A 26,056-nucleotide genomic window follows, 5' to 3' on the forward strand; every position below is an offset into this window, starting at 1 on the left:
CGGCAGGCCAGAGGGGGGCGTTCTTGTCCCGGCATTCCATGGCTGCATTTAAAACCACCGCCACAGCCCCCGAGATCGCCCGCCGCAATGGCGTGATCCGCGCCGGTTCGCGGGATGTGCCGGAGGAGGTGCCGATCGCCTTTTCCTATGGCGGCTCCACTCATGCGGTCATGATGGGGACGCCGGCCGATCTCGAGGATTTCGCCGTCGGCTTCAGCCTGACCGAAGGCATCATCGCCTCGATGGCGGAAATCGAAAAGATCACCGTCGTCGATGAAGGCAGGGGCCTCGACGTGCAGGTGACGCTTGCGGAGGAGAAGGAGGACGCATTGCGCGCCCGCCGGCGTCATATGGCCGGGCCGGTCGGTTGCGGCCTCTGCGGCATCGAGTCGATCGAGCAGGCCATACGGCCGGTGCCGGACGTTTCCTCCGTATCGCTGACCCTGACGCCGAAAGACGTGGCGGGAGCGGCCGCGGCGCTCAATGGCGCGCAGCCGCTTCACGCGCAAACCCATGCCGTCCATGGCGCCGGCTTCTTCGTGCCGGGGCAGGGGCTCGTCGCCGTCCGCGAGGATGTCGGCCGCCACAACGCGCTCGACAAGCTGGCCGGCGCCGTCACCCGCAAGGGCGTGAAAGGTCCGGACGGCGTGGTGGTCGTCACCAGCCGCATTTCGGTCGAGATGGTGCAGAAGGCGGCGATCCTCGGAAGCTCCGTTCTGATTGCCATTTCCGCACCGACCGCGCTCGCCATCCGCACCGCCGAGGAGGCGGGAATGACCCTTGTCGCGCTGACGCGCGGAGAGGATTTCGAGATTTTCACGCGTACCGATCGCATTACCACCGGAGTTGTCGCCGATGTCGCATGATAAGAGCCCGGAGCAGCTGGTGCTCGACAAGCTTGTCCGGATGGCGAACCAGATCGCCACCTTCTTCATGTCGCAGCCGGAGAACGTGCGCGCCGAAGGCGTCGCGACGCATATCAACAAGTTCTGGGAACCGCGCATGCGGCGGCAATTCTTCGAACATCTCGACAGGGGCGGGGCGGGGCTTATGCCGCTCGTCATCGAGGCTTCGGTGCTGATCCGCCGGCCGGAGGCCAAGGCCGGATCGGGGGTCGGCGTTGGCGAGGATGCCAAAGGTGCGCCCGGCGGCAAGGGTCCCGGCGCAGGAGAATCGCTCTCCGAACCGAGCATTCCGGAAGGGGCGGCCTAGCCTCCTCGTGCGGAAGCTCGGCAGCGCCGCTTTATCGAACCTCGAGGCCGATGACCGGAAAAAGCCCGCTGCGGTTCACGCTGCGGGCTTTAGACCTATGCGTCGATTTCATAATTCAGAGCGTCCTGCCTCCGAAAGGGTGCATGACGCTCTAAAAGTTTTCCCATTCCTGGGCTTTGGCCTTCAGGTTCGCATGCGCCAGGCGCAGCGGCGCCACATGGGCGTGGGCCGGGCGTGCCTCCCGCGCCGCAGGTCTGACTTCCGGCTGGCTGCCGACATCGAATTGCGAGAGCAGAACCCGCAGGCTTTCGGCTTCGCCCGCCAGCGAATGGCTCGCGGCCGTGGTTTCCTCCACCATGGCGGCGTTCTTCTGGGTCGCCTGGTCCATGTGATTGACGGCCTGGCTGATCTCCCGCAGGCTGGCGGCCTGTTCGCGCGAGGCCGCGACGATGGCCGTCACGTTGGCGTGGATTTCCGTCACCTGGTCGGCGATCTCGCGCAGCGCCGTTCCGGTCTGGCCGACGAGGGTGACGCCGCTTGAAACCTGCTGGCTCGACGTGTTGATGAGCGTTTTGATTTCCTTTGCGGCCTTGGCCGAGCGTTGCGCGAGTTCCCGCACCTCCTGCGCGACAACCGCGAAACCCTTTCCCGCCTCGCCGGCGCGTGCGGCCTCCACCCCGGCATTGAGCGCCAGGAGATTGGTCTGGAACGCGATGTCGTCGATCACCCCGATGATGCTGGTGATCTCGCCGGAGGAATGGGCGATCTGATCCATGGCGGCGATCGCATCCCGGACGACGAGGCCGGATTTTTCGGCATGCTCCTTGGTGTGGGTCACGAGCCTGCCGGCCTCGTCGGCGCGGCGGCTCGAATCTCCCACCGTGCTGGTGACCTGTTCCAGTGCCGCAGCCGCTTCTTCCAGCGAGGCCGCCTGCTGTTCGGTCCGTTTGGCGAGTTCGCTGGAGGCGTCGCGCACCTCGTTCGATGCGGCGGCAATGCCGGCGGCATTCTTGCCGACGACCTGCATTGCGTCGCGCAGCTTGGCGGCGACCGTATTGAAGTCGTGGCGCACCGTTTCCATCGTCGGCACGAAAGGCGTGTCGAGGCTCTGGTCCAGCTTTCCGTCGGCCAGATCGCGAAGGCTCCTGCCGAGCTGGCCGATGGCGCTCATGCGTGGCGTGACGTCGGTCGCGAACTTCACGACCTTGGTCACCTTGCCGCTCATGTCGCGGATCGGGTTGTAGGCCGCCTGGATCCAGATCTCCTTGCCGTGCTTGCCGTAACGCACGAACTCGTCCGCGATGAACTCGCCGCCGGCGAGCCGTTTCCAGAACGCCTTGTATTCCTCGGAGGCGGCATAGGCCGGATCGCAGAACATGCGGTGATGCTTGCCCTTGATCTCGGAAAGATCGTAGCCGAGGCCCCGGCAGAAATTTTCGTTGGCGGTGAGGATCTCGCCCTCCGGCGTGAATTCGATCACCGCCTGCGACTGCCCGATCGCCGCGAGCTTGCCGGCATCCTCGGCGGCGGCGAGCTTGGCGGCGGTGATATCGGTCGCGAACTTGATCACCTTATAGGGCTTGCCGCCGCGCAAGACCGGATTATAGGAAGCCTGGATCCAGATTTCCCTGCCGGACTTTGTGATCCGCTTGTATTCCCGCGCGTCGAATTTACCGGCGGCAAGATTGGCCCAGAACGCCCGGTATTCCTCGGAGGCCGCATAATCGGGGTCGCAGAACATGCGATGATGCTTGCCCCGGATTTCCGGCAACGTATAGCCTAGCGCCTGACAGAAATTCGCGTTAGCGTTGAGTACCGTGCCGTTCAGATCGAACTCGATGATGGCCTGCGATCGCGATATGGCTTCTATCGCATGATATGCCTCGATGGTCCTGCCTATCCCCAGCATTCCCTATCTCCTTGAAAAATATGAAACCTTGTTACCTTCTCCCGGTTTCAATCTTTCAGACCCTCCATGCACGGCGACTCTGAAAATATAAACCTTTGGCTGCATTAGTACATCGAAATATTAATAGGTAATTTAAGTAAATTCGAAATATCGGTTCTTCCGGATAAATCGGATCGAAGGGAATGCGCTGCCGCTGACACGTACGAAAAGGCCGCCGGAAAACCATCCGACGGCCCTTTGTTGTTTCAGGCCGTCATTGCGGCCTGGATAAGCAGGAAAGTTTCACGCAGCCAGCTCTTCTGCTTCGTTACCCTTGAACATCTTGGCAAGGTTGAGGAAGCAGATCATGCCGTTCTCGTTGGCGATGATGCCTTCGGAGAAGGACTTGTCGAAGGAGGCGGAGATTTCCGGAACCGGCTGAACCTGGCTGGAGGGAATGGTCAGAATATCGGAGACGCGGTCGACCAGCATTCCGATGACCATGTTGTGGACTTCGGCGACGACGATGGCGCTGCGCTCATTGGCGACGGTGCTCTTCATGCCGAGCTTGTAGGCGAGGTCGATGATCGGGATCACGGAACCGCGCAGGTTCATGACGCCGATCACGTCGGCGGGCGCATGCGGGATCGGCGTCGACGGCGCCCAGCCGCGGATTTCGCGGATTGTCGTCGTCTTCACGCAGAATTCCTGATCGTGCAGGCGGAAGGCGATGATTTCCAGCGTTTCGCCGCCGTAGCTTGTGGAGTTGATCGTCGTAGCCATCAGAATTCTTTCCCACTATCCGGTGCCTGGGCGGGAGCGGCTGCACGGATGTGCGCACGCGGCCGTTGCCATGAGTTCGCGTGCCAGGAATGCAGCGTCATGCATCACGTTACGCTTCGACAATCCTATGCGAAGAGTGTTGCCCAAATCTGAATGAAAAATGCGGAGTTTTGCCTGTCGCGATATCACGCCGAACGCGTGGGGCGGTCGAGCACGCGCCGGCCGAAGAGGCTGGCCGTGAGTTCCACCATGATGCGGGCGCTCCTGCCGCGATCGTCCAGGAAAGGGTTGAGCTCGACGAGATCGAGCGAGCAGACGAGCCCGGTGTCGTGCAGCATTTCCATGATCAGATGCGCCTCGCGGAAGGTGGCGCCGCCCGGCACGGTCGTGCCGACCCCCGGCGCGATATCCGGATCAAGGAAATCGACATCGAGGCTGACATGCAGAAGACCGTTTGCGGCGCTCACCGTTTCGATCACCTGGCGCATGATCGCGGCGATGCCGTGCTCGTCGATCGCCCGCATGTCGAAGACGTTGACGCCGTGTTCGGCAATCAGCTTGCGCTCGATCTCGTCGACGGACCGGATGCCGACCTGAAAAACGTGTTTGGGGTTCACCATCGGCCGGTTCTTGTCGAGGATCGGGGCGAACTCCGCATGGCCGGTAAAGAAAGCCACCGGCATGCCGTGGATATTGCCGGAGGGCGAGGTTTCCGGCGAGTTGAAATCCGCATGCGCATCGACCCAGAGCACGAAAAGCGGCCGGCCGATTTCGGCGGCATAACGCGCCATGCCCGGCACGCTGCCCATGGAAAGGCTGTGGTCGCCGCCCATGATCACCGGAATGGAGCCGGCCCTGGCCTTCTCATAGGTCCGGCTTTCGAGCGCCCGCGCAAATGCGCCGACGATCGCCAGGTTCTTCGCGTCCCGCCGGTCTTCAAGGTCGGTGGCCGGCTCCGGCCTCAGATCGCCGCTATCGCTGACGCGGAAGCCGAGGCCTTCCAGCGCCTTGACGATGCCCGCCAGCCGGAAGGCGGCCGGCCCCATGGCACAGCCGCCGCGGCCGGAGCCCTCTTCCAAAGGAACGCCGATCAATGTGATGTCCTTGGAGGTCATTCCATTCTCCGGAAGCAGAACAATGCGGATGCGAAATCAGTATTCGCGCTCGTAGAAGATGCCGGCCGTGCCGCCTTCCGTCCCCGCGCCGGCCTTCAGCTTCACACCCCGGCCGACATCGAGGTTGATGGTGGCCTGGGCTCCGCCGGAACCGCCCTGCTCGACCTGCAGATAGGTGCGATCGTTGAGGTAGCGGCCGACCGAAACGGTCGTCTGGCCCGTCGAATCGGTGTTGATGTCGAGGTCGTCGACGCCGAGATTGCTGCGCAGCGTTTCGAGGAGCGAGGTGGAGCCGCCGCCTGCGAGCTGGGACACGGCATCGGCGAGCTGGGCGATCTGCAGCGGCGAGAGCCGCGACATGGACTGGCCGAAGATCAGCTGCGCCAGAACCTCGTCTTGCGGCAAGGCAGGGGAGGAGGAGAAAGCTATGGTCGGATCGTTGGCTATGCCGGTGACGTTCACCGTGATCGTCGTCTGGCCGGAGGTCGTATTGGCTTCCATGTTCAGGACCGGGATCAGGCCGCCCCCGAAGGTAATGTCGCCCTCGGTGAAGTCGAGGCGTTTGGCGAGGATGACGATGCGCCCGCGGCGCATCTCGAAGCCGCCCGCGACGATCGGGTCCACCGCCGTGCCGGTGACGGTCAGCTCGCCGCCGAGTTCCGCATCGATGCCGCGGCCGCGGACGAATATGCCGTTCGGCGCGCTGATCTGCAGGTTGAGCGCGATCGGCCTCGAACTGCCGGTCGCATCTTTCGGGCGCAGTTCTTCCATCTGGCGCAATACGTCCGGCGGGGCGTTGCGGTGGCGGATGTCGATGGCGGTGAGCGAGGTCGGAAGGCGTGCCGGCACGGTGATCGCCGCCTTGGTGAGCGTTACCCGGCCGCCGAGAACCGGGCCGGAGGTCAGCGGGCCGGTGATCGTCAAGGCTCCGTCGGCCGTCGCGGCAAACAGCGTGCCGTCGGCATAGGTCGCCTGCGCGAGCGTGATCCTCAGATCGGCGGGAAAGCCGGAGCCGGGCGCGATGCCGACCGACCCCTGGACGGAAACGGTGCCGCCGCCCGAAAGCCTGCCGGAAAGCCTGGAAATATTGGCGCTGTTGCCATCGAACGAAACGTTGGCGGCAAGATCGGTGACCGCAAGATTTCGCCGCACATCGATGAAGCGCGCTCCGGAAGAGGAGGCCGTTCCGGTAATCGCCGGTGCGGCCGCCGTGCCTTTGATTGCAACGTCGACATTGCCGGTGCCTTCCAGCATGAAACCCTGAGCAGCGAGCTGTCCGGCCAGGATGGAGAAGGGCAATCGTCCGTTGAATTGCAGGTTGAGCGGCTTCTGGCCCGCAAGCGAAACCGAGCCGCCACCGGATAGCGAGATACCGCCTCCGCCCGAAAGGCGGGTATCGACCGTGACCGTGCCGTTCTGAAATGTGCCGTTGGCGGTAATGTTCAATGCGGCAAGGCCCGCGGATGCGGTCTGGCTGACGCCGGCATCGGCCCAGCGGAGGTCATAGCGGACGGCTGGCGCCTCGGGCGTACCGGTCGCGGTGACCGTGCCGGAAATCGTGCCGCGGGCGCCGAGGCTCGGCGCGAAAGCATTGATCAGGCTGGCGGGCACGGCATTGGCGCGGGCATTGATATCGAGCGCCGGAACGCCATTCTGAAGGATGACGCGTCCCGTTGCGGAAAGGTCGAGACCGCCCGAACCCGTCAGGCGGGTCGCATCTAGTGCGACTGTCCCGCCTGCGAAGCTTCCGCTTGCCTGAAGGCGAAACGGACTGATGCCAGCATCGCGCGTCTGGCGAAGCTGTGCATCATTCCATTCAAGATCATAGCGGATAGAGGGGGCGGACGTGGTGCCGGTCGCATTGACGGTGCCGGAAATCGTGCCCGCCGCGTTGATTGCCGGAACGAAGGCGTTGAGCAGGTTTGCGGGCAGCGCCTTGATATCGGCGGTCAGATCAAGCGCCGAGCCGGCCGTGCCGTTGACGGTGACGCTGCCGTTGCCGGTCGAGAGTGTAAGGCCGGCGAGACGCGCGCCGCCATCGGCAATGGCGATGCGGGTCGGCGCGGCAAGCCGGATCGGTATGTTGCGCGGCGAGGCGGCGAAGCTTTCGATGCCGACCGAAATATCCGCGCCGGTCTGGACATCCCCCACGGCATTGAGCGGGGCGTTGTCGTACTGAGCCGTGAGGTTGAAGTTCGTCCTGTTGCCGCCGTGGCTGACGCCGAGATCGATGTCGCTGACACCGACCGAACCGGCGCCGATGCGGGCGGCGCGCACGGTGCCTTCGGCGGCGATCGCCTTGATGTCGGGGATCGCAAGGTCGACATTCGGCTGTGCGATCTCGATCGAGCCGCGGCGGAGCGCGTTGCCGGATGCCTTGATCACGGCGCCGGCCCGGCCGTCCGTATTGTTGAGCATGACCGTGCCGCGCAGATCGCCCTGCGCCAGCTGGCCGGCGAGGGCGGCCAGCAGCGAGACATCGGGAAAATCGAAGGTCAGCTGGCCTTCCGGAAGGAAATCAGGCGAGAAATTCAGCGCGCCGTTCAGCCTGTTGGGACCGACCTCGACATTGATTGCCGGCGCGCTCGTGCGGCCCTCGGTCGAGGCGAGGTCGGCATTGACGCGGATCGGCTGGCTGTCCAGCGATCCCGTGGCTGCCAGCTTGCCTTTGGGCGCATTCGGATCGGCCGTCCCGTCGAGCGTCAGGCTCAGATCCTGCAGCCTGCGGCCGGCCATCCGCGCATCGGCGGAATTGACGATCGCCTTGACGCCCACCGCGGTCAGCGGACCTTCGGCGGCGATATCGAAACCGGCAGCGCCTTCCGCCTCCGGCAGCCAGCGCTTCAGGTCCGGCACCCGGCCGGCAAGGCGGCCGGTGACCTTCTGGTTTTCCAGCAGGACGCTGCCGTGCGCCTCGACCGCATTGGATCGCATCACGAAGTTCTCGAGGCTCACGCGGCCGCTCGTCACCGCATTGACATAGCCTTCGGCGGAGAGCTTGCCTTCGAACTTGGAGACAAGAGCGGGCGGCAGCACGGTGGGATTGGCGAAGATGCGGAAATTGCCGGTCACCGCCTGCTTCGACATGTCGTAGGCGCCCGAAAGGGTGCCGTTGACGTTGGGGCTGTCGAAGGTTGCCGCATCGAGGCCGATTGCCGGAGGAGCAAGCCTCAGGGGCGCATCGAGCGTCACCGGCCCGCGGATGATCCGGTCGAGATCGTCGCTTGCAAAATCCGTCCGCGCCACGGTGAACCGGCTGCGGATGCTGCCCGTGCGATTGACGAGATTGAGATCCTCGCTTTCAGCCTGCAGGCGGATCTGGCCGAAACGGCCCTGGGGCAGTTCGGCAGCATTCAGCGCGGCTGTGGCATTGAAACGCGCCGCGGAAGCCGCACCCGTAAGCGTGAAGTTGATGCTTTCGAAGGAGAAGCGGCTTTCCTGGCCGCTGATCGGCCAGACGAAATCCACGGGGCCGTTGGTGCCGGTAAGGCCCGCGGTCAGGCTGTTGTCGCCGGCCGGATCCCAGGCCCCTTTCGCGGAAACCCTCACGGCGCCGGAGACGAGATCGCCGCGTTCGATGTCCACACGGCCGGACGGCGCGTAGACTGCGGCGATGTTGATATCCGTCGTGCCGTCGAACAGGGGCCGGAAGGCAGGCGGGAGCAGCGTGGCGAGCTGGCCGCCGCCGGTCACTTCGACGCGATGCCGGCCGTTGTCGACCAGCATATGCTTGCCGTCGACCGCGATCACCGGCGTGCCGCCGACGCTGCCCTGCAATTTGCCGGCCCAGTTGGAAAGCGGACCTTCGCCGTCGAGGGCCAGCTGGACGGCCGGAGCGCCCGGCAGCCGCAGGATACGGGCGAGCAGACCGCCCTGCGGCTCGGAAACCGACGCCTTCAGGGTCAGGCGGTTTTCGGAGGGCGCATAGACCACGTCGGCCGCGGCCTTCGCATCCGGTTCGTCCTTGCGGGTCGCCTGAAGGTCGAGCGAGATATCGGGACCGGTCGCGTTGATCGAGCCCTTGACCGAAAGCGAGAAGTCGCGTCCGCCCGAAAGCGCCTGGGAAAGATTGATGTCCGGCAGATCGATCTGCGCCACGCGTATGCCGACCGGCAGAGGCGATCCCGAAGATGTCGAGGTGGTCTGCGCCGGCGCCGGCGTTTTCGGCGGCCTCGGCGGACGAATGAAGTTCACCGTCTCGGCGGAAATGTGCTCGGCACGGAAAACGCCGCCGACGAGCGCGGCCGGCGACCAGTCGACCTTGATGCCGCCGATCTGGGCATAGGGGCCCGCCTCGTCGGAAAGCGTGAGCGCATCGATGCGCAGATCGCCGGTCAGAAGGCCTTCGGGACGCGAGAACGTGATAGTCCGGTCCGGGGTGGAGACCATCGCCGATATGCGGTCCGCCGCCACCCGTCCGCCGACCGGCGTGAGCGCCACGAAGAGCACAACGCCGAGCGCCATGACGAACAGGATCGCGACCACGCCCAGCGCAGCCTTCAAGATCCATTTCAACAGGCCAACCATCAGCGTCATGCCCGGTCTCGTCACCCTCTCAAACTGCCTTTCAGAATGCCTGCCCTATGCCTGCATAGATACCGTACTGGCTACCGCCGTCATAACGCCGCAACGGAATTGCAACGTCCAATCGGAGCGGCCCGAAAGGCGTGGCATATCGCACGCCGACACCCGCACCAGCTCGTATATCAGAAAAATCAGGCATGATTCCGGTCGATACCGTACCGACATCTATAAAAGGTACAATGCCTATGTTTTCTGACACTTTTACCCTCACCTCGAAAGATCCCAGCGCATAGGAGCGTCCGCCGGTAGCCTCGTCGTCGCTGTTATAGGGCGAAATCTCCCGGTAGGAATAACCGCGCACCGATCCTCCGCCTCCGGCAAAGAATCGCCGTGTCGCAGGAATGCTTTCAAGGCCGTCGCCGCCGACGAGGGTGCCGGCCGCAAGCCGCCCGGCAAGCACGACGCCATCCTCCGCCCCGAAGCCGAGATAGCCGGAGATGGAGCCTTCGAAGGAGGAGAAGACCGTGCTGTTCAGAACCTCGTAGCTCGGCTTTGCCGCCAGGGTGGCGTAATAGCCCTCCGTCGGGTCCAGCTTGTTGTCGCGGGCGTCGCGCTCGAAGCCGAGCGGCAGGCTGAGGGTGACATATTCGTTCCTGCCGAAGGCATCGTCGGTGTGGATCCAGGCCACTTCTCCGCCGGCGGTGAGCTTGTCCCGCTCGTTCAGCTCGTAGGAAATGCCGGCCGAATAGGTGACCGACTGCGCCTCATAGACATCCGGCGTCTCGCTCTTGGCTTCCAGGCGGGATTCGAATGTCGCTTCCGGCACGAAGGCACCCGGTTTGGTGTAGATGATGCCGGCGGAATAGTCGTAGGTCGTCAGATCGGTCGTCGCGCCGATGCCGGAGACCTTTCCCTCGATGCGCAGCGATTCCGCCTCGCCGAAAAGGTTGCGGTGGCCCCAATATCCCTGAAGGCCGACGCCGTCGATCGACGAATATTCGGCGCCGAAGCCGAAATAGCGATGTTTGCCTTCCGAAACCTCGATGGTCAGCGGCAGCGAACCGTCCGGCGCCAGCTTGTCCCCCTCGCGGATCGTCACGCTCGAAAAGACGCCGAGTTCGCGAAGGCGGTCGTTGGCCTTCTTCAATTGCTCGGACGAATAGGGGCCGCCCTTGTCGAGCCGCGAATAGCGGCTGATGAAGGCGGCGTCGACGCTTCGCGATCCCTTGACCGCCACGGCGCCGAATGGGGCCACGGGGCCGCCGACGGCGCCGAGCACCACGTCGACCGTGTCCGTGCGATGGTCGGCGGTCACCTGCCTCTGGGTCAGCTTGGCGAGCGGGCGGCCCTCGTCCTTGATATCCACGAGAAGCTGTTCGCTCGCCTTGAGGATCAGCCGCGAGCCTGCCTCGCCGCCCGGGACGAGGTCGTATTTGGCCGGATCGCGGCCGGTGGCGTCACCCTCGAAACGGATCGAGCCAAGCTTGAAGACCGGGCCGGGATCGATGCGGACGGTGACGGGGACGGGACGCGAATGATCGAATGTCGGATTGGGCGGCAGGCTGTCGATATCGGTGCCGGCAACGGAGATATGGACGGTGCCGCCGTAGCGGGCCTCTTCGTAGAGGACGGCGATCAGCCGGTCGCGGTCCTCGCGTGCCTTGATGACGACGCCGAGGTCGCCTGAGACCGGCTGCTTCTCGTCGGTGATCAGAGACGCCGCCGATTCCAGGCGCTCCTTCAGGTCCTTGTCCGCATTGCCGGTCTCGAGCGTCGCCTGATAGCGGACGGGATCGATGACCTCGACCGTGTCGTCGTCATCGCCGAAGAGCGTGATGCCGAAAATCTTGAAGGCATAGGCATTGCCGGCGAGCGGCGGTGCAAGCAGGAGAACACCCGCGAGCGCGGCGGCGGTGCCTGCTCCCCTCAGCTTTCGTTTTTGTCCCCGCCCCGTGTTTTCGTTCCGCATACGCAACTGACTGTCGATTCCCCTGCCGAAAGCCTCCACAGCCCCAAAAAGGAAGCCTATCTAACCGGAAAAGACAGGGTGGGGTACCCCTTTGTCCGCCTTTCGTGAGGAATTCACGTAAGAAAAAGCCCCGGAGCGATGCTCCGAGGCCACAATTTTCATCGCAACCCGAGCGGTTATCAGTAACGGCGCGGGCAATCGTCGATGTAGCGGCGGCCATAGCGGTCGCGGTAGTAGCACTGGCCGGGTTGTTCGGCGACGGAGCCGATCAATGCACCGGAAACGCCGCCGATCGCGGCGCCGACGGCCGCACCGCGGACGTTGCCGGTGGCCAGGCCGCCGATCACGGCGCCGGATGCCGCACCAATCCCTGCGCCCTGTTCTGTTGCCGTGCAGCTCGCGAGCGAAGCGCCGACCAACAATAGCACCAAGGCCTTCTTCATGAGTTCCTCCTGGGTTCGATCTTTCTTGGTTGTCTGGCTCGGTTGTCTGGATTGTCGCAGCCTTTCACAGGCTGTGGTCCCCCACAACCATCGGGGGGAACAATAGGTCGCGGAACATAAGAGTCCATATGGCGAAATTATATTTTTGCATTCGTTTGCCGATGGTTGCCGGATCGTTTCTGTCGGGCGGTCGACCAAAATATTGCCGATTCCATAGAAAGTAGCGGTTGATCCTCTCGGTAAAAAAGCAAATGATGATGGACGTGTCCGGGAGGGACGCGAGGAGGAAAATGATGACGAAAGTGACGTTGACCGTGAACGGCCGCACGGTGAGCGGCGATTGCGAGGACCGCACGCTGCTCGTGCATTTCATCCGCGAAAAGCTGGGTCTGACGGGAACGCATGTGGGTTGCGATACGACCCAGTGCGGCGCCTGCGTCATCCATATGGACGGCCGTTCGGTGAAGAGCTGTTCCATCCTCGCCGTCCAGGCCTCCGGCTCGACGATCACGACGATCGAGGGGCTTGCCGGCCAGGGCGAGCTGCATCCGGTGCAGGCGGCTTTCAAGGAGCATCACGGTCTTCAATGCGGTTTCTGCACCCCCGGCATGGTGATGACGGCGGTCGACATGATCAACCGCGAGGGCGGCAAGCTGACGGAAGAGAAGGTGCGCGCCGGGCTCGAAGGCAACATCTGTCGGTGCACCGGCTACCACAACATCGTCAAGGCCATCCTCGCCGCCGATGCCGAAATGGCGTCGGGGCGGCAGGCGGCCGAGTGAGGCAATAGGCAGTAGCCAATAGGCAATGGCTGCGGGTATCGCCGTGGCCATACGCCCCTTCCACTACTGCCCACTGCCTATTGCCTAATTCCTGTTTCTCTGGAGGAGATGAAAATGGGTGTTGAAGGAATCGGTGCACGCGTCACCCGCAAGGAAGACAAGCGCTTCCTGACCGGCAAGGGCCGCTATACGGACGACATGATCGTTCCGGGCATGAAATATGCCTACTTCATCCGCAGCCCGCATGCGCATGCCACGATCAGGAGCATCGATGCGAGCGCGGCGAAAGCCATGCCGGGCGTCATCGACGTGCTGGACGGCAAGCAGCTCCAGGCCGACGGCATCGGCAACCTGATCTGCGGCTGGATGATCCACTCCAAGGACGGATCGCCGATGAAGATGGGCGCCTGGCGGCCGCTCGCAGCCGAAACCGTGCGTTACGTCGGGGATGCGGTCGCGATCGTGGTGGCGGATTCGGCCGGCGAGGCCCGTGATGCGGCGGAAGCCGTCGTCATCGACTACGAGCAGCTCCCCGCCGTGACGGAAGCGGTTGCCGCGCTTGCGGCCGGCGCCCCGCAGATCCATCCGGAAGCCACCGACAACCTGATTTTCGACTGGCAGCTCGGCGATCCGGAGGCAACCGACAGGGCGATCGCATCCGCCGCGCATGTCACCGAGATCGAGATCCACAACAACCGGCTTTCGCCGAACCCGATGGAGCCGCGCGCCACGCTCGGCATCTACGATTCGGCCGAGGATCATTATACCTGCTACACGACGAGCCAGAACCCGCATGTGGCGCGTCTCGTCATGAGCGCCTTCTATAATGTCGCGCCGGAAAACAAGCTGCGTGTCATCGCGCCGGATGTCGGCGGCGGCTTCGGTTCGAAGATCTACATCTATCCGGAAGAGATTGTCTGTCTCTGGGCGTCGAAGAAGACCGGCGTGCCGGTGAAATGGACGTCCGATCGCACCGAAGCCTTCCTGACCGACGCGCATGGCCGCGACCATGTCTCCAAGGTGAAGATGGCTTTCGACGCCGACAACCGCATCACGGCGCTGAAGGTCGATACGATCGCCAATCTCGGCGCCTACATGTCGCTCTTCTCCTCGGCCGTACCGACCTATCTCTACGCGACGCTGCTCTCCGGCCAGTATGCGATCCCCGCGATCCACGCGAATGTCCGGACCGTCTATACCAATACGGTGCCGGTCGACGCCTATCGCGGCGCCGGCCGTCCGGAGGCGACCTATCTGCTCGAACGCACGATCGAGACGGCGGCGCGCGAGCTCGGCGTCTCGCCGGCGGAGCTTCGGCGGAAGAATTTCATCCGCACCTTCCCGTACCAGACGCCGGTCATCATGAACTACGATGCCGGAGACTACGAAGCCTCGCTCAACGCCGCCATGCAGGCCGCCGACTGGAACGGTTTCGCCGGCCGCAAGGCGCAGTCGGAAGCCAAGGGCAAGAAACGCGGCATCGGCATGAGCTGCTATATCGAGGCCTGCGGCATCGCGCCGTCGGCGGCGGTCGGCTCGCTCGGTGCCGGGGTCGGCCTCTGGGAATCGGCGGAAGTGCGGGTGAATGCGGTCGGCACGATCGAAGTGCTCACGGGTTCGCACAGCCACGGCCAGGGCCATGAAACGACTTTCGCGCAGATCATCGCAGGCCGCCTCGGCGTGCCGATCGAAAGCGTCAACATCGTCCATGGCGATACGGACAAGGTGCAGATGGGCATGGGCACCTACGGCTCGCGCTCCGGCGCGGTCGGCATGTCGGCCGTGGTCAAGGCGCTCGACAAGGTGGAAGCCAAGGCCAAGAAAATCGCCGCGCATCTGATGGAGGCGGACGAACAGGATATCGTCATAGAGAACGGCGAAGTGAAGGTCGCCGGCACCGACAAGGCGCTGCCGTGGTTCCAGGTGGCGCTCGCCGCCTATACCGCGCATAACCTGCCGGCCGGCATGGAGCCGGGGCTGAAGGAGACCGCCTTCTACGATCCGGCCAATTTCACCTTCCCGGCCGGCTGCTACATCGCGGAAGTGGAGATCGATCCGGAAACCGGCGAAACGGACATCGTCCAGTTCGTCGCGGCGGACGATTTCGGCAACATCATCAATCCGATGATCGTCGAGGGCCAGGTGCATGGCGGTCTGGCGCAGGGCATCGGCCAGGCCTTGCTGGAAAACGTGCAATATGACGAGAGCGGCCAGCTTCTCACCGCGAGCTTCATGGACTATGCCATGCCGCGCGCCGACGACCTGCCGTCCTTCAAGCTGTCGCACCAGAACACGCCCTGCCCGAACAATCCGCTCGGCATCAAGGGCTGCGGCGAGGCGGGAGCGATCGGATCGCCGCCGGCCCTCATCAACGCCATCACGGATGCGATCGGCAATAACAGCCTTACCATGCCGGCGACCCCGATGAAGGTCTGGCAGGCCCTGCACGCGGCCCACTGAGGAGAAAAGACATGTACGCAACCAGCTATCATCGTGCTTCCTCTGTGGAAGATGCCGTCAGGCTAAGGGCCGGGAACGAGGAGGGCAGATATCTCTCCGGCGGCATGACGCTGATCTCGACCATGAAGCAGAGGCTTGCAGCACCGAGCGACCTGATCGATCTCCGCCACATCCCGGCGCTCCGCGGCATCTCGATCGACGGCCGCAAGGTGACGATCGGCGCTGCCACACCGCATGCGGATGTCGCCGCTTCGCGCGAGCTTCGCGCCCTCTGTCCGGCGATCTGCGAACTCGCCGGCCATATCGGCGATCCGCATGTGCGGCACATGGGCACGATCGGCGGGTCGATCGCCAACAACGATCCGGCCGCGGATTATCCGGCCGCCGTGCTCGGGCTGGGCGCCACCGTCGCCACCGACCGGCGCTCCATCGCGGCGGACGACTTCTTTACCGGCCTCTTCGAGACCGCGCTGGAAGAAGGGGAGATGGTGACCGCTGTCACCTTCGAGGCGCCGGAGAAGGCAGGTTATGCCAAGTTCAACAATCCGGCGTCCCGCTTTGCGATGACCGGCGTGTTCGTGGCGAAAACGGCATCGGGTGTGCGCGTCGCCGTCACCGGTGCCGGGTCGGACGGCGTTTTCCGGCATGCGGATTTCGAACAGGCGCTTGCCTCAAACTGGTCCGCCGACGCGTTGAACGGCGTTTCGGTCGATGCCTCCAGGCTCCTGTCGGACCTGCATGCGAATGCCGAATATCGCGCCAACCTCGTCAAGGTCATGGCCAAACGGGCGGTCGCCGCAGCGGGTTGAAGGCGAATCGCAAACGGTAAGACGGGCCGGGAGAAGAGCGGGAACGATGCTCTTCTCCCGAACTCGTGATGTGAATCAATTTCCTCATTTTCGGTCCCGCTTGGGTTTTGATTGGAATAATTCAAAAAAAGAGGGCCTTTTGCCGCAGATGGGTCGGATTCACGCATCGCGGGGTTGACGAAAGGCACGGCTGAAACCAAAACCAAGGCAGGTTCTGGAGTGTGACATGGATTTCGAGGCATTTTTCAAGAGCGAACTGGACGGGCTTCACAAGGAAGGCCGTTATCGGGTGTTCGCCGATCTCGAGCGGCATCGCGGCAGTTTTCCGCGCGCCACGCGTCATACTCCCGATGGCCCGAAGGACGTGACCGTCTGGTGTTCCAACGACTATCTCGGCATGGGCCAGCATCCGGCCGTGATTGCGGCGATGAAGGAAGCCATCGATCACTGTGGCGCGGGTGCGGGAGGCACCCGGAATATTTCTGGCACGACCCATTACCACGTGATGCTCGAGCGCGAGCTTGCCGATCTGCACGGCAAGGAAGCCTCGCTGATCTTCACCTCCGGTTACGTCTCCAACTGGGCGACGCTCGGCACGCTCGGCCAGAGAATCCCCGGCCTCATCATCTTCTCGGATGCGCTGAACCATGCCTCGATGATCGAGGGCATCCGCTATGCCAAATGCGGGCGGGTGATCTGGAAGCACAACGATCTTGATGATCTCGAAGCCAAGCTCGCGGCCGCCGATCCGAACGCGCCGAAGCTGATCGCCTTCGAATCCGTCTATTCGATGGACGGCGATATCTCCCCGATCAAGGAGATCTGCGACCTCGCCGACAAATACGGCGCGATGACCTATCTCGACGAGGTGCATGCCGTCGGCATGTACGGCCCGCGCGGCGGCGGCATTGCCGAGCGCGAAGGCCTGATGGACCGGCTGACGATCATCGAAGGCACGCTCGGCAAGGCCTTCGGCGTGATGGGCGGTTATATCGCCGCCTCCGCCGCGCTCTGCGATTTCATCCGTTCATTCGCTTCGGGCTTCATCTTCACCACGGCCCTGCCGCCGGCTCTCGCCGCCGGTGCCATCGCCTCGATCCGGCACCTCAAGGCGAGCCCGTTCGAGCGCGCCCGTCACCAGGACCGCGTCCGCAAGCTGCGCGGGCTTCTCGATCAGCGCGGCATTCCGCACATGCACAACCCGAGCCACATCGTGCCGGTCGTGGTCGGCGATGCGGCGAAGTGCAAGTGGATCTCGGACATCCTGCTCGACACCTGCGACGTCTACGTCCAGCCGATCAACTACCCGACCGTGCCGCGCAAGACCGAGCGCCTGCGCATCACCCCGACCCCGCTGCATACCGATGCCGATATCGACCACCTGGTCGGCTCGCTGCACCAGCTCTGGTCGCGGTGCGCGCTGGCACGGCACGTGGCTTGATCGGTACGTCGCGTAACCCCCTCACCAACAAAATCTAGCACTTAGCCTTTGGCTAAGATGCTGATTTTGTAACCTCTCCCACCGAGGGAGAGGTAGGGCCGCGGCGACGCGGCATCCTTATCTCTCCCCTTGTGGGAGAGAAAGCAATTTCGAAATCTTAGCCAAGGGCTAAGTTTCAGAAATTGCAAGTGAGGGGATTGAGGCGGGAGCCTTTAAAAGGCAGCTTAAGCCGCCATCTCTCGCCGCGCGATAACCTCTCCGGCACGCCTGCGTGCCTCGGCATCCGCCGCGAAGACCTCGTCCATCGTCGCGGCCTCATAGCCTGCCATGTCGTCCATGACCTGCTCCGCGATGTCGGCCATGTTCAGGAAGCCGATGCGGCCGGCGCAGAAGGCGTGGAAGGAGATTTCCTCCGCCGCGTTCATCACTGCGCCTTGCACGCCGCCGCGCTCGAGCGCCGTGCGGGCAAGCCTGAGCGCCGGGAAACGGACCTCGTCCGGCGCCTCGAAATCCAGCCGCGCGAGCCTGGCGAAATCCAGCCGCTCGACATTCAGCTTCGGCCGGTTGGGATAGGTGAGTGCATAGCCGATCGCGGTGCGCATGTCCGGACAGCCGAGCTGCGCGAGCACCGAACCGTCCGTATAGCCCACCATGGAATGGATGACCGATTGCGGATGGACGATCACCTCGATCTGGTCGGGCCTCAAGTCGAAGAGATGTTTCGCCTCGATCATCTCCAGCGCCTTGTTGAACATCGAGGCGCTGCCGATCGAGATTTTCAGGCCCATCGACCAGTTGGGATGGGCGCGGGCGATATCCGCCGTCACGCCCGCCATCTGCTCGCGTGTCCAGGTGCGGAAGGGGCCGCCGGAGGCGGTCAGCACGACACGTTCCACCGCATGGTGCTGATCGTCTTCGAGCGACTGGAAGATGGCGCTGTGCTCGCTGTCGACCGGGATCAGCCGCCCGCCGCCCTCGGCAACCGCCTTGACGAAAAGTTCGCCCGCGGAGACCAGGCATTCCTTGTTGGCGAGCGCGATATCGGCGCCGCGCCTGGCCGCGGCGAGCGTCGGGGCAAGTCCCGCCGTGCCGACGATCGCGGCCATCACCCAGTCGGAGTCCCGTGCGCCCGCTTCGATCAGCGCCTCCCGGCCGGCGGCGACTTCGATGCCGCTGCCCGCAAGCGCTTCCTTCAGTGCCGCGTATCGGCCGTCGTCGGCCGTGACGGCCAGTTTCGCGCCGCAGGTCTTTGCCTGTTCGGCCAGAAGCGTAATATTCGCGTTGCCGGTGATCGCAACCACGTCGAACGTTTCCCGGCCGCCGAGCTGATTCACCACGTCGAGCGTGTTCACTCCGATCGAACCCGTGGAGCCCAGAATGCTGATGCGACGTTTGCCGGTGCCGGCCATGATGTCTTCCAACCCGTAAAGCTGCCGTTGGTCTACAAGCGAAAGTCGCGGCTCACAAGAGCGGGCTTGAATTCCGTCCGGCTGCGACCAAGTGCGGCTTGATCCGCAAGAGTGCTTCAAGCGAAATAGGGCGATGAGCGAGATACGGGAAATCGAGACGACGTGCGTGATTGCCGGTGCCGGCCCCGCCGGCCTGATGCTCGGTTTTCTCCTGGCGCGTCAGGGCGTCGATGTCGTCGTCATCGAAAAGCACGGCGATTTCCTGCGCGATTTCCGCGGCGATACGATCCATCCCTCCACGCTGGAGGTGATGTCCGAGCTCGGCCTGATCGACGAGTTTCTGAAATTGCCGCACACGCGGGCGCCGAAGCTCTCGGCCGAGATGGGCGGCCGGACCGTCACGATCGCCGATTTCTCCCGCCTGCCGGTGAAGAACCGTTTCATCGCCTTCATGCCGCAATGGGACTTTCTGAGCTTCCTTGCCTCTCAAGCACGGCGCTATCCGAATTTTCGGCTGATCATGCAGGCCAAGGTGACCGGGCTTCTGGAAGAGCAAGGGAGGATTGCCGGCCTCCTGGCGGAGACGCCGGAAGCCAAACTTACCATTCACGCCGAACTCGTCGCCGGTGCGGACGGCCGCAATTCGGTCGTGCGGGAAAAGGCCGGCCTTACGGTGGAAAGCTTCGGCGTTCCGAGCGAGGTCGTCTGGATGAGGCTTTCGAAGCAGCCGGGCGATCCGAACGAGGTGATGGGCCATGGCGGTCCGCGCCAGGGCTTCGTGCTGATCGACCGCGGCGATTACTGGCAATGCGGCTACGTCATCCGCAAGGGCACGTTCGCGGAAATCCGCGAGAAGGGCATCGAAGCCTTTCGGCATATGGTGATCGAGGTCTCGCCGCTGCCGGCCGACCGGATGCTGGAAATTCGCTCCTTCGACGATACCAGCCTGCTCGCCGTCCGCATCGACCGGCTGAAACAGTGGTGGCGGCCGGGCCTTATCTGCATCGGCGATGCGGCACATGCCATGTCGCCGATCGGCGGCGTTGGGGTCAATCTCGCGGTCCAGGATGCCGTGGCAACCGCCAATATCCTCGCCGCACCATTGCGGGAAAGCCGTCTTTCCGATGCCGATCTGGCAGCGGTCGAAAGGCGCCGCAGCTTCCCGACGAAAGCGACGCAGAAGCTGCAGCTGATGATGCGAAGCAGCCGCCGCGCCGATCAGGCGGACGAAGGAAAGCGAAAAGGCCCGCCCGCCTTCATCCGCGGCATCGCGCGTTTTCCGGCACTCGCCCACCTCGCCGGCCGGCTGATCGGCCTCGGCTTCCGGATGGAGCATGTGAGGCCGCGCTGAAGCGGCTTGCATGCTCTATTTCTTGACGCCCATGACCTCGGCGCAGCGGGAGAAGCTGAGGCCCTCGCCGTCCGTATCGTTGGTCGCGCGCAGCATGCGGATCACCTTGTCCGGACCGGCGGTGATCTGCAGCTCGCAGAAGAGATCTTCCGTGCGGGCGGGCGAGACCATCCGCGTCACCGTCTGCTGCGGGACGCCGATCGACGAGGACCGCGTCGTGGTGGTCGTGCTGCCGTCTGAGTTCTTGCGCGTTTCCGTCGTGGTGCGCGTGATCTTGTTCGGATCGTTGACGGGTAACGTCTGGTATTGTGCCGGGATATGGCGCGTCGTCTCGCCGCCAACCCAGGTGTAGATCGTGCCGCCGTCGTTCAGCGGAAAGGTGGAAACGGGCGGTCCGTAATAGGTGAAGAACGAATCCACAGGCTGGCCGATCCATCGTGACTGAATTGCCTTGTTGGCTTCTTCCGTCGTCGTGCAGCCGACAATGCCCATGGCAAGCACACCCAGCGCGGCGGCCCAGGAAAGACGCATTTCCATTGACTTGATACCCCCTAGTCAGGCCACTTCCCCAAGTGGCAGCACGGCTTTTGTATGTTTGGTTAATTTTTCGCGCAATGCAAAGTCTTGGCCGAGGCACCAGATGTCCACAGCCGGGAAGCAACCTTTGACGTTACTTGCCCGCCGACGCGAAGTTCAGGCCGAAATTGCCTGCCATGCTCAAGCCTAGAAGAATGTTCACGATGGCTACGGTGCTGCCCGGCGGAATATTCCTTTCGCAAACGCCGGAATCTACCCGGCGCACCCGCAGCGCACCTCGACGAGCTCGGGATGTCGATCTTCCGTTCTATTCGGTCGAACGGAAAGGCACGGGATCCAGCGAATACCTATTTGACTTGCAGTCGGCCATACCGGCCGCAGGTCAGGGCTTGCCGGTGCGAAGCGACCAAACTTCCGGAGCCGCCATGACCAGTTGCGCCGTGGATATGGTCGCCGATTGCGGCCGCCGAGCGGGAACCGGGACTTCAAGCGGAAGGACGAGCTCTTCTTCCTCATCCGCCTGCGTCGCCGTTACGGCTGCAGGCGCGTTCATGTCGTTAACCGCCATCAGGGCCGGCGAAGCCGAAAGGTGGGGGGCAAAGGCCAGGATGTATTCGTCCGCCGGTTTCGGTGCAGGGGTCTGCAGCTCACCGTCGTCCCCGCGCTTTTCATAGAATGCGTTTCCGCCGGCCACGGTCACGTAGTGCATGTTGTCATAGGGGAACTTCAGGCCGGCCTGGTGGAAGAACATGGCCTCCTTCACCTCGGGGTTTCGTTCACCCCGAAGGATGGCATCGGCGGCTGCATTGAGCTCAGGAGCCGTTTCCTCGTCCATCTTCCGCGTCATCAGGCCAGGCGCGAACTGCTTCTCCTGCGAGACCACGCCGCAAATGGTGCCGGGATAGGCGCCGGACGTCAGCCGGTTCATGACCACGCTGCCCACGGCCATGAAACCGGCTTTGCTCGATCGCTTGGATTCGAAATACATGGCCCGTTTCAGGCATTCGCGATCGGCCGCCGTGTAGCTGTATACCTGTTTCTGCGGTACGTTGCCGATCGGCGCGACACTCGCTTTCACGTCATCTTTTGTGATGGATGAGGTCGTCTGTGACGATGTGCAGCCGGCCAGAAGGGCGACTGCGACCAGCCAGGCGGCCTTGTACAAAGGCGCGTTGTCGATCGCTGTCATGAATGTCCCCGCGATAGATTTTCACAAATCATTTCAGCTTGAAAAGAATTGCCGCAAAGAGGCCCTCGGATCAAGCAAAATCTATAGATGTCGAAAAAGTAAAGAAAATCATTCCGATGGGCGAAAAAATGCAGTGCCGAGGGAAAAAATCGGAGGGCTTCGCGCCACCCGTCTTGCGATGTGAGAGGAATAGTGACGCGGTTCGATTCGAACGCGTGGCCTTCCAGGTTCTGACAGAAGAATGGTGATCCCGACGCGATTCGAACGCGTGACCCTCAGATTAGGAATCTGATGCTCTATCCTGCTGAGCTACGGGACCACTTCCCGCATCCATACAAAAGCCGTCCGGTTTAGCCAAGCCCTTTCCGCATCGTCATTCCGTCAGCCGCTGCTCGGCGAGCCGCACCCAATAGGAAATGCCGTAGGAGATCGCCTCGTCATCGAAGTCGTAGTGGGGATTATGGAGAGGCGCCGTGTCGCCGTTGCCGATGAAGATGAACGCGCCGGGACGTCGCTGCAGCATGAAGGCGAAATCCTCGCCGGCCATGGCAGGATCGACATTCGTCTCCACGTTGGAGGCGCCGGCCACTTCGGCCGCGACGTCGATCGCGTGCTCGGTCTCGCGGTCGTGGTTGACGGTGACCGGACACTTGCGCTCGTAGTCGATCGCCGCTTCCGCGCCGTGGGCGCTAACGATGCCTTCGACGATCTGGCGGATGCGCGTTTCGGCAAGGTCGCGGGTCTCTTCGCTGAGCGTTCTGACCGTGCCCCAGAGCGTCGCCTGATCCGGAATGATGTTATGCGTCGTGCCGGCGTCGAAGCGGGTCACCGAGATGACGACCGAGCGGACCGGATCGGCATTGCGGGCGGCGATCGCCTGCAGGCTGCCGACGAGCTGCGAACCGATGAAGATCGGGTCGATCGTCTTGTGCGGCTGGGCCGCATGGCCGCCGCGGCCCCGGATGGTGATGGTGAACCGATCGGGAGCGGCCATGATGCCGCCCTTGCGGATCGCGAACCGGCCGATCGGAATGCCCGGCATGTTGTGCATGCCGTAGACTTCCTCGATGCCGAAGCGTTCCAGCATGCCGTCCTCGATCATCGCAAGCGCACCGGCGCCGCCCTCTTCGGCGGGCTGGAAGATGAGCGCCACGGTGCCGTTGAAGTTGCGGGTCTCGGCGAGATATTTCGCCGCACCCAGGAGCATGGACGTGTGCCCGTCATGGCCGCAGGCGTGCATCTTGCCGGGTGTTCTGGAAGCCCAGGGTTTTTCCGTGATTTCGGTGAGCGGCAGGGCGTCCATGTCGGCGCGCAGACCGATCGTGCGGCCGCTCGTGCCTTTGCCGCGGATGATGCCCACGACGCCGGTGCGGCCGATGCCGGTCACGACCTCGTCGACGCCGAATTCCTTCAGTTTCTGCGCCACGAAGGAGGCGGTGTTTTCAACTTCGTAGAGGATTTCAGGATGTTCATGGAGATGTCGTCGCCACTCGCTGACTTCGCCCTGAAGTTCGGCGGCCCGGTTCAAAATCGGCATAGTGTTCCCTGTTCTCGTTACTCACGCGGTTATGACTCGTCCTCCCCGGCGGATACTGCCCGTCATGATTGACGGAAGCAATCTTCTTTGCCATTGCTTGGCCACATAGGCCGCATATGCGCCACACTCGTTAAGCTCTACCAACGAGGGACGACCTTGCCGATTTCCCGCATCCGATCCGGGTTCTTCACCCGGCTGATCTCAACTGCCGCCGCCCTTGGCGTTCTCGCTTCCGCCGGGAGCGCCGTCGCCAACCCGAAGATGGTGGTCGATGTGAGAACGGGCCGGGTGATCGCCCATCAGGACGCCTTCCGCAAATGGTATCCGGCGTCGCTGACCAAGCTGATGACCGCCTATGTCACCTTCAAGGAGATCAAGAGCGGCAGGCTCGCGCTCGATACGCCGGTCGTCATGAGCAAGAAGGCGACCGAGCAGCCGGCCAGCAAGATGTATTTCAAGCCGGGCTCCAGGCTCACCATGGACAGCGCGCTGAAGATCCTGCTGGTGAAGTCGGCCAACGACGTGGCCGTCGCGGTCGCCGAGACGGTCAGCGGCTCCGTCGATCAGTTCGTGGCGGCGATGAATGCGCAGGCTCAGAGCCTCGGCATGACATCGACGCGTTACATCAATCCGCATGGCCTGCCCGGCAAGGGGCAGTATACGACGGCGCGCGACCTGGCGCTCCTGACGCTGCGCCTGAAACAGGATTTCCCGGAATATCAGAACTATTTCTCGCTGGAAGGCGTCGATACGGGCAAGAAGCAGTATGCGAACTTCAACACCCTGATCGGCCGTTTCGATGGCGCCGACGGCATGAAGACGGGCTTCATCTGCGCCTCGGGCTTCAACCAGATCGGCTCGGCGACGCGCGACGGGCGTTCCGTGATTTCCGTGGTCCTTGGAGCCGACAGCCTTGCCGGCCGTGCGGACGATACCGCCAACCTGCTGCAGCAGGGGCTCACGTCTTCGCCGAACGGCGGCGTGCCGCTTACCGCGCTTGCTCCTTACGGCGATACGGCCGCCGTCAACGACGTCAGCGCGGAGATATGCAACCCGAAAGCGGCCAAGGTGCGCAGCGAAACCCGCGACGATGCCGGCCGTACCATCCAGCATTCCCCCTATATTCATGAGATGACGCGGCCGCCGGTCTACAGTTTTGCGGGTGTCATGTTCGGCGGCGAGGACGAGCCGGCTCCGGCGAAAGGCAAGACCGAGAAGATCGCCACTATACCGATACCGCAGCCGCGCCCGACGTTTTAAATTGGATCAGACCATGTCTTCTGCCCGCGACCGGATTGCGGTCTCCATCCTCACCGGCTTTCTCGGTGCGGGAAAATCGACGCTGTTGAACCGTATCCTCAACGATCCGGGCACGAGCGATACGGCCGTCATCATCAACGAGTTCGGCGAAGTGGGGATCGACAATTTCCTGGTGGAAGCCTCCGGCGACGCCCTCGTGGAGCTCTCCAACGGCTGCCTCTGCTGCACCGTGCGCGGCGAACTGGTCGATTCCCTCGCATTCATGATGGACGGCATACAGACCGGCCGGCTGAAGCCGATCCGCCGCGTGGTGATCGAGACGACGGGGCTTGCCGATCCGGCGCCCGTCATGCAGTCGGTGATGGGAAATCCGGTGATCGCCCAGAATTTCGAGCTCGACGGCGTCATCACGGTGGTCGATGCGGTCAACGGGCTCTCGACGCTCGACCGCCACGGGGAAGCGGTGAAGCAGGCGGCCGTTGCCGACCGGCTCGTGATCTCGAAGCTCTCCATGGCGGATGCGGCACAGGTCGCCGCGCTCAAGTCGCGGCTTGCGGAACTCAATCCGCGGGCACCGATCGTCGATGGCGACAGCAACGAGGCGGGAACGGCGTCGATCCTCGAAAACGGCCTCTACGATCCGGCGACGAAGATCGCCGACGTCGATCGCTGGCTGCTCGATGAAATTGCGAACGACCAGCACGCGCATGAACATCACGGCCACCACCATCATGACCACGACCACGATCACGACGGGCACGACGGTCACGATCATGAGCATCACGGGCACGGGCATCATCACCATCATCATGACGTGAACCGCCACGGCGACGATATCCGTTCCTTCTCGATCATCCACGACAAGCCGATCGATCCGATGGCAATCGAGATGTTTGTCGATCTTCTCCGCTCGGCGCACGGGGAGAAGCTCCTGAGGATGAAAGCCGTGGTAGCGCTTTCCGACGACCCGGAACGGCCTTTGGTCCTGCACGGGGTCCAGAGCGTGTTCCACCCGCCGCAGCGCCTGCCGAAATGGCCGGAAGGCTCGGACCGCCGCACGCGCATGGTGCTGATTACCCAGGATCTGCCGGAAGCCTTCGTCTCGGATCTGTTCGCCGCCTTCACCGGCCAGCCGCGGGTCGATCGCCCGGACCGGGCAGCGCTGGAGGACAATCCGCTCGCCGTTCCAGGCCTGCGGATGTAGCGGGCTCAGATAGAATTGCCCCTCACCCTAACCCTCTCCCCGTGAACGGGGAGAGGGGACGCGCCAAGCGATACGTTGCGGAGCGGGAAGCCGGTGCGGCATATCTCCTTCTCCCCGTTGAGACGGGGAGAAGGTGGCGGCAG

The 26,056-nt window shown here is 63.3% G+C and carries 19 protein-coding genes and 1 tRNA gene; 9 read left to right on the forward strand and 11 right to left on the reverse strand.

The genetic code is table 11. The features are described 5' to 3' along the window. The first annotated feature begins 38 nt into the window (after positions 1 to 38). Both fdhD and QTA58_RS11405 read left to right on the forward strand, forming a co-directional pair. Positions 39 to 866: a formate dehydrogenase accessory sulfurtransferase FdhD gene (fdhD, locus tag QTA58_RS11400; protein WP_289673131.1), complete on the forward strand. Its 828-nt coding sequence runs from the start codon at positions 39 to 41 to the stop codon at positions 864 to 866. Continuing rightward, positions 856 to 1,212, forward strand: a complete 357-nt coding sequence (locus QTA58_RS11405; RefSeq protein ID WP_289672868.1) for a formate dehydrogenase subunit delta — start codon at positions 856 to 858, stop codon at positions 1,210 to 1,212. Before fdhD ends, QTA58_RS11405 begins: the two co-directional genes overlap by 11 nt. A 151-nt stretch (positions 1,213 to 1,363) precedes the next feature. On the opposite strand, the gene QTA58_RS11410 is transcribed toward QTA58_RS11405, so the two are convergent. The 6 genes from QTA58_RS11410 to QTA58_RS11435 all read right to left on the reverse strand — a co-directional run bounded on the left by QTA58_RS11410 (position 1,364) and on the right by QTA58_RS11435 (position 11,934). Beyond that, positions 1,364 to 3,121, reverse strand: a complete 1,758-nt coding sequence (locus QTA58_RS11410; protein ID WP_289672870.1) for a PAS domain-containing methyl-accepting chemotaxis protein — start codon at positions 3,119 to 3,121, stop codon at positions 1,364 to 1,366. A 282-nt stretch (positions 3,122 to 3,403) separates the two neighbouring features. Then, the gene (locus QTA58_RS11415; RefSeq protein ID WP_085419636.1) at positions 3,404 to 3,883 is read right to left on the reverse strand and encodes a chemotaxis protein CheW; all 480 of its coding nucleotides are present in this window, start codon (positions 3,881 to 3,883) and stop codon (positions 3,404 to 3,406) included. A 185-nt stretch (positions 3,884 to 4,068) separates the two neighbouring features. Then, positions 4,069 to 4,998 carry an arginase gene (gene rocF / locus QTA58_RS11420; protein WP_289672872.1) on the reverse strand — a complete coding sequence of 310 codons (930 nt, stop codon included), beginning with the start codon at positions 4,996 to 4,998 and terminating at the stop codon, positions 4,069 to 4,071. A 36-nt stretch (positions 4,999 to 5,034) separates the two neighbouring features. Beyond that, positions 5,035 to 9,534: a translocation/assembly module TamB domain-containing protein gene (locus QTA58_RS11425; RefSeq protein ID WP_289672874.1), complete on the reverse strand. Its 4,500-nt coding sequence runs from the start codon at positions 9,532 to 9,534 to the stop codon at positions 5,035 to 5,037. Between the two features lie 31 nt (positions 9,535 to 9,565). Continuing rightward, on the reverse strand, positions 9,566 to 11,491 hold the full coding sequence (locus QTA58_RS11430; protein ID WP_289673132.1) for an autotransporter assembly complex family protein: 1,926 nt from the start codon (positions 11,489 to 11,491) through the stop codon (positions 9,566 to 9,568). A 179-nt stretch (positions 11,492 to 11,670) separates the two neighbouring features. Beyond that, a complete protein-coding gene (locus tag QTA58_RS11435) occupies positions 11,671 to 11,934 on the reverse strand; it encodes a glycine zipper domain-containing protein (protein WP_085419632.1) in 264 nt (87 codons plus the stop codon). 293 nt (positions 11,935 to 12,227) lie between these two features. Between QTA58_RS11435 and QTA58_RS11440 the strand changes: the two genes are divergently transcribed. The 4 genes from QTA58_RS11440 to hemA all read left to right on the forward strand — a co-directional run bounded on the left by QTA58_RS11440 (position 12,228) and on the right by hemA (position 17,426). Continuing rightward, entirely contained in the window at positions 12,228 to 12,716 is a 489-nt protein-coding gene (locus tag QTA58_RS11440; protein WP_289672876.1) for a (2Fe-2S)-binding protein, read from the forward strand. Positions 12,717 to 12,830: 114 nt separating this feature from the next. Next, entirely contained in the window at positions 12,831 to 15,176 is a 2,346-nt protein-coding gene (locus tag QTA58_RS11445; protein WP_289672878.1) for a xanthine dehydrogenase family protein molybdopterin-binding subunit, read from the forward strand. An 11-nt stretch (positions 15,177 to 15,187) separates the two neighbouring features. Continuing rightward, the gene (locus QTA58_RS11450) at positions 15,188 to 15,985 is read left to right on the forward strand and encodes a xanthine dehydrogenase family protein subunit M (protein ID WP_289672880.1); all 798 of its coding nucleotides are present in this window, start codon (positions 15,188 to 15,190) and stop codon (positions 15,983 to 15,985) included. 226 nt (positions 15,986 to 16,211) lie between these two features. Further along, a complete protein-coding gene (gene hemA, locus QTA58_RS11455; protein WP_289672882.1) occupies positions 16,212 to 17,426 on the forward strand; it encodes a 5-aminolevulinate synthase in 1,215 nt (404 codons plus the stop codon). A gap of 224 nt (positions 17,427 to 17,650) precedes the next feature. Here hemA and dxr read toward each other — a convergent pair whose 3' ends face one another. Then, positions 17,651 to 18,835: a 1-deoxy-D-xylulose-5-phosphate reductoisomerase gene (gene dxr / locus QTA58_RS11460; protein WP_289672884.1), complete on the reverse strand. Its 1,185-nt coding sequence runs from the start codon at positions 18,833 to 18,835 to the stop codon at positions 17,651 to 17,653. Positions 18,836 to 18,968: 133 nt separating this feature from the next. On the opposite strand from dxr, the gene QTA58_RS11465 reads away from it, so the two are divergent. Then, a complete protein-coding gene (locus QTA58_RS11465) occupies positions 18,969 to 20,186 on the forward strand; it encodes an FAD-dependent oxidoreductase (protein WP_289672886.1) in 1,218 nt (405 codons plus the stop codon). 15 nt (positions 20,187 to 20,201) lie between these two features. Here the strand turns inward: QTA58_RS11465 and QTA58_RS11470 are convergent, their stop codons facing one another. The 4 genes from QTA58_RS11470 to QTA58_RS11485 all read right to left on the reverse strand — a co-directional run bounded on the left by QTA58_RS11470 (position 20,202) and on the right by QTA58_RS11485 (position 23,449). Beyond that, positions 20,202 to 20,723 carry a hypothetical protein gene (locus tag QTA58_RS11470; RefSeq protein ID WP_289672888.1) on the reverse strand — a complete coding sequence of 174 codons (522 nt, stop codon included), beginning with the start codon at positions 20,721 to 20,723 and terminating at the stop codon, positions 20,202 to 20,204. A gap of 382 nt (positions 20,724 to 21,105) precedes the next feature. Further along, complete coding sequence (locus tag QTA58_RS11475) at positions 21,106 to 21,888, reverse strand: cell wall hydrolase (protein ID WP_289672890.1); 783 nt, start codon at positions 21,886 to 21,888, stop codon at positions 21,106 to 21,108. A gap of 266 nt (positions 21,889 to 22,154) precedes the next feature. Continuing rightward, positions 22,155 to 22,231 (reverse strand) — tRNA-Arg (locus tag QTA58_RS11480). Between the two features lie 54 nt (positions 22,232 to 22,285). Beyond that, positions 22,286 to 23,449 (reverse strand): M20 aminoacylase family protein, encoded by a 1,164-nt coding sequence (locus QTA58_RS11485; RefSeq protein ID WP_289672892.1) that lies wholly within the window; start codon positions 23,447 to 23,449, stop codon positions 22,286 to 22,288. 162 nt (positions 23,450 to 23,611) lie between these two features. Here QTA58_RS11485 and QTA58_RS11490 point away from each other — a divergent pair, with 162 nt between their 5' ends. Both QTA58_RS11490 and QTA58_RS11495 read left to right on the forward strand, forming a co-directional pair. Continuing rightward, positions 23,612 to 24,709, forward strand: coding sequence for a D-alanyl-D-alanine carboxypeptidase family protein (locus QTA58_RS11490; protein WP_289673134.1), 1,098 nt, complete (start codon positions 23,612 to 23,614; stop codon positions 24,707 to 24,709). Positions 24,710 to 24,722: 13 nt separating this feature from the next. After that, positions 24,723 to 25,913, forward strand: a complete 1,191-nt coding sequence (locus tag QTA58_RS11495; RefSeq protein ID WP_289672894.1) for a GTP-binding protein — start codon at positions 24,723 to 24,725, stop codon at positions 25,911 to 25,913. Positions 25,914 to 26,056 lie beyond the last annotated feature (143 nt).

The organism is Neorhizobium sp. CSC1952, assembly GCF_030378245.1.
GTDB classification, from domain to species: domain Bacteria; phylum Pseudomonadota; class Alphaproteobacteria; order Rhizobiales; family Rhizobiaceae; genus Neorhizobium; species Neorhizobium oryzae_A.

Coding starts and splice junctions, on each gene's coding strand:
- QTA58_RS11440 (WP_289672876.1), top strand. CDS start 12,228: ATGACGAAAGTGACGTTGACCGTGAACGGCCGCACGGTGAGCGGCGAT.
- QTA58_RS11430 (WP_289673132.1), bottom strand. CDS start 11,491: ATGCGGAACGAAAACACGGGGCGGGGACAAAAACGAAAGCTGAGGGGA.
- rocF (WP_289672872.1), bottom strand. CDS start 4,998: ATGACCTCCAAGGACATCACATTGATCGGCGTTCCTTTGGAAGAGGGC.
- QTA58_RS11485 (WP_289672892.1), bottom strand. CDS start 23,449: ATGCCGATTTTGAACCGGGCCGCCGAACTTCAGGGCGAAGTCAGCGAG.
- QTA58_RS11495 (WP_289672894.1), top strand. CDS start 24,723: ATGTCTTCTGCCCGCGACCGGATTGCGGTCTCCATCCTCACCGGCTTT.
- QTA58_RS11445 (WP_289672878.1), top strand. CDS start 12,831: ATGGGTGTTGAAGGAATCGGTGCACGCGTCACCCGCAAGGAAGACAAG.
- QTA58_RS11450 (WP_289672880.1), top strand. CDS start 15,188: ATGTACGCAACCAGCTATCATCGTGCTTCCTCTGTGGAAGATGCCGTC.
- QTA58_RS11415 (WP_085419636.1), bottom strand. CDS start 3,883: ATGGCTACGACGATCAACTCCACAAGCTACGGCGGCGAAACGCTGGAA.
- QTA58_RS11425 (WP_289672874.1), bottom strand. CDS start 9,534: ATGACGCTGATGGTTGGCCTGTTGAAATGGATCTTGAAGGCTGCGCTG.
- QTA58_RS11470 (WP_289672888.1), bottom strand. CDS start 20,723: ATGGAAATGCGTCTTTCCTGGGCCGCCGCGCTGGGTGTGCTTGCCATG.
- QTA58_RS11410 (WP_289672870.1), bottom strand. CDS start 3,121: ATGCTGGGGATAGGCAGGACCATCGAGGCATATCATGCGATAGAAGCC.
- QTA58_RS11435 (WP_085419632.1), bottom strand. CDS start 11,934: ATGAAGAAGGCCTTGGTGCTATTGTTGGTCGGCGCTTCGCTCGCGAGC.
- hemA (WP_289672882.1), top strand. CDS start 16,212: ATGGATTTCGAGGCATTTTTCAAGAGCGAACTGGACGGGCTTCACAAG.
- QTA58_RS11465 (WP_289672886.1), top strand. CDS start 18,969: ATGAGCGAGATACGGGAAATCGAGACGACGTGCGTGATTGCCGGTGCC.
- QTA58_RS11405 (WP_289672868.1), top strand. CDS start 856: ATGTCGCATGATAAGAGCCCGGAGCAGCTGGTGCTCGACAAGCTTGTC.
- dxr (WP_289672884.1), bottom strand. CDS start 18,835: ATGGCCGGCACCGGCAAACGTCGCATCAGCATTCTGGGCTCCACGGGT.
- fdhD (WP_289673131.1), top strand. CDS start 39: ATGGCTGCATTTAAAACCACCGCCACAGCCCCCGAGATCGCCCGCCGC.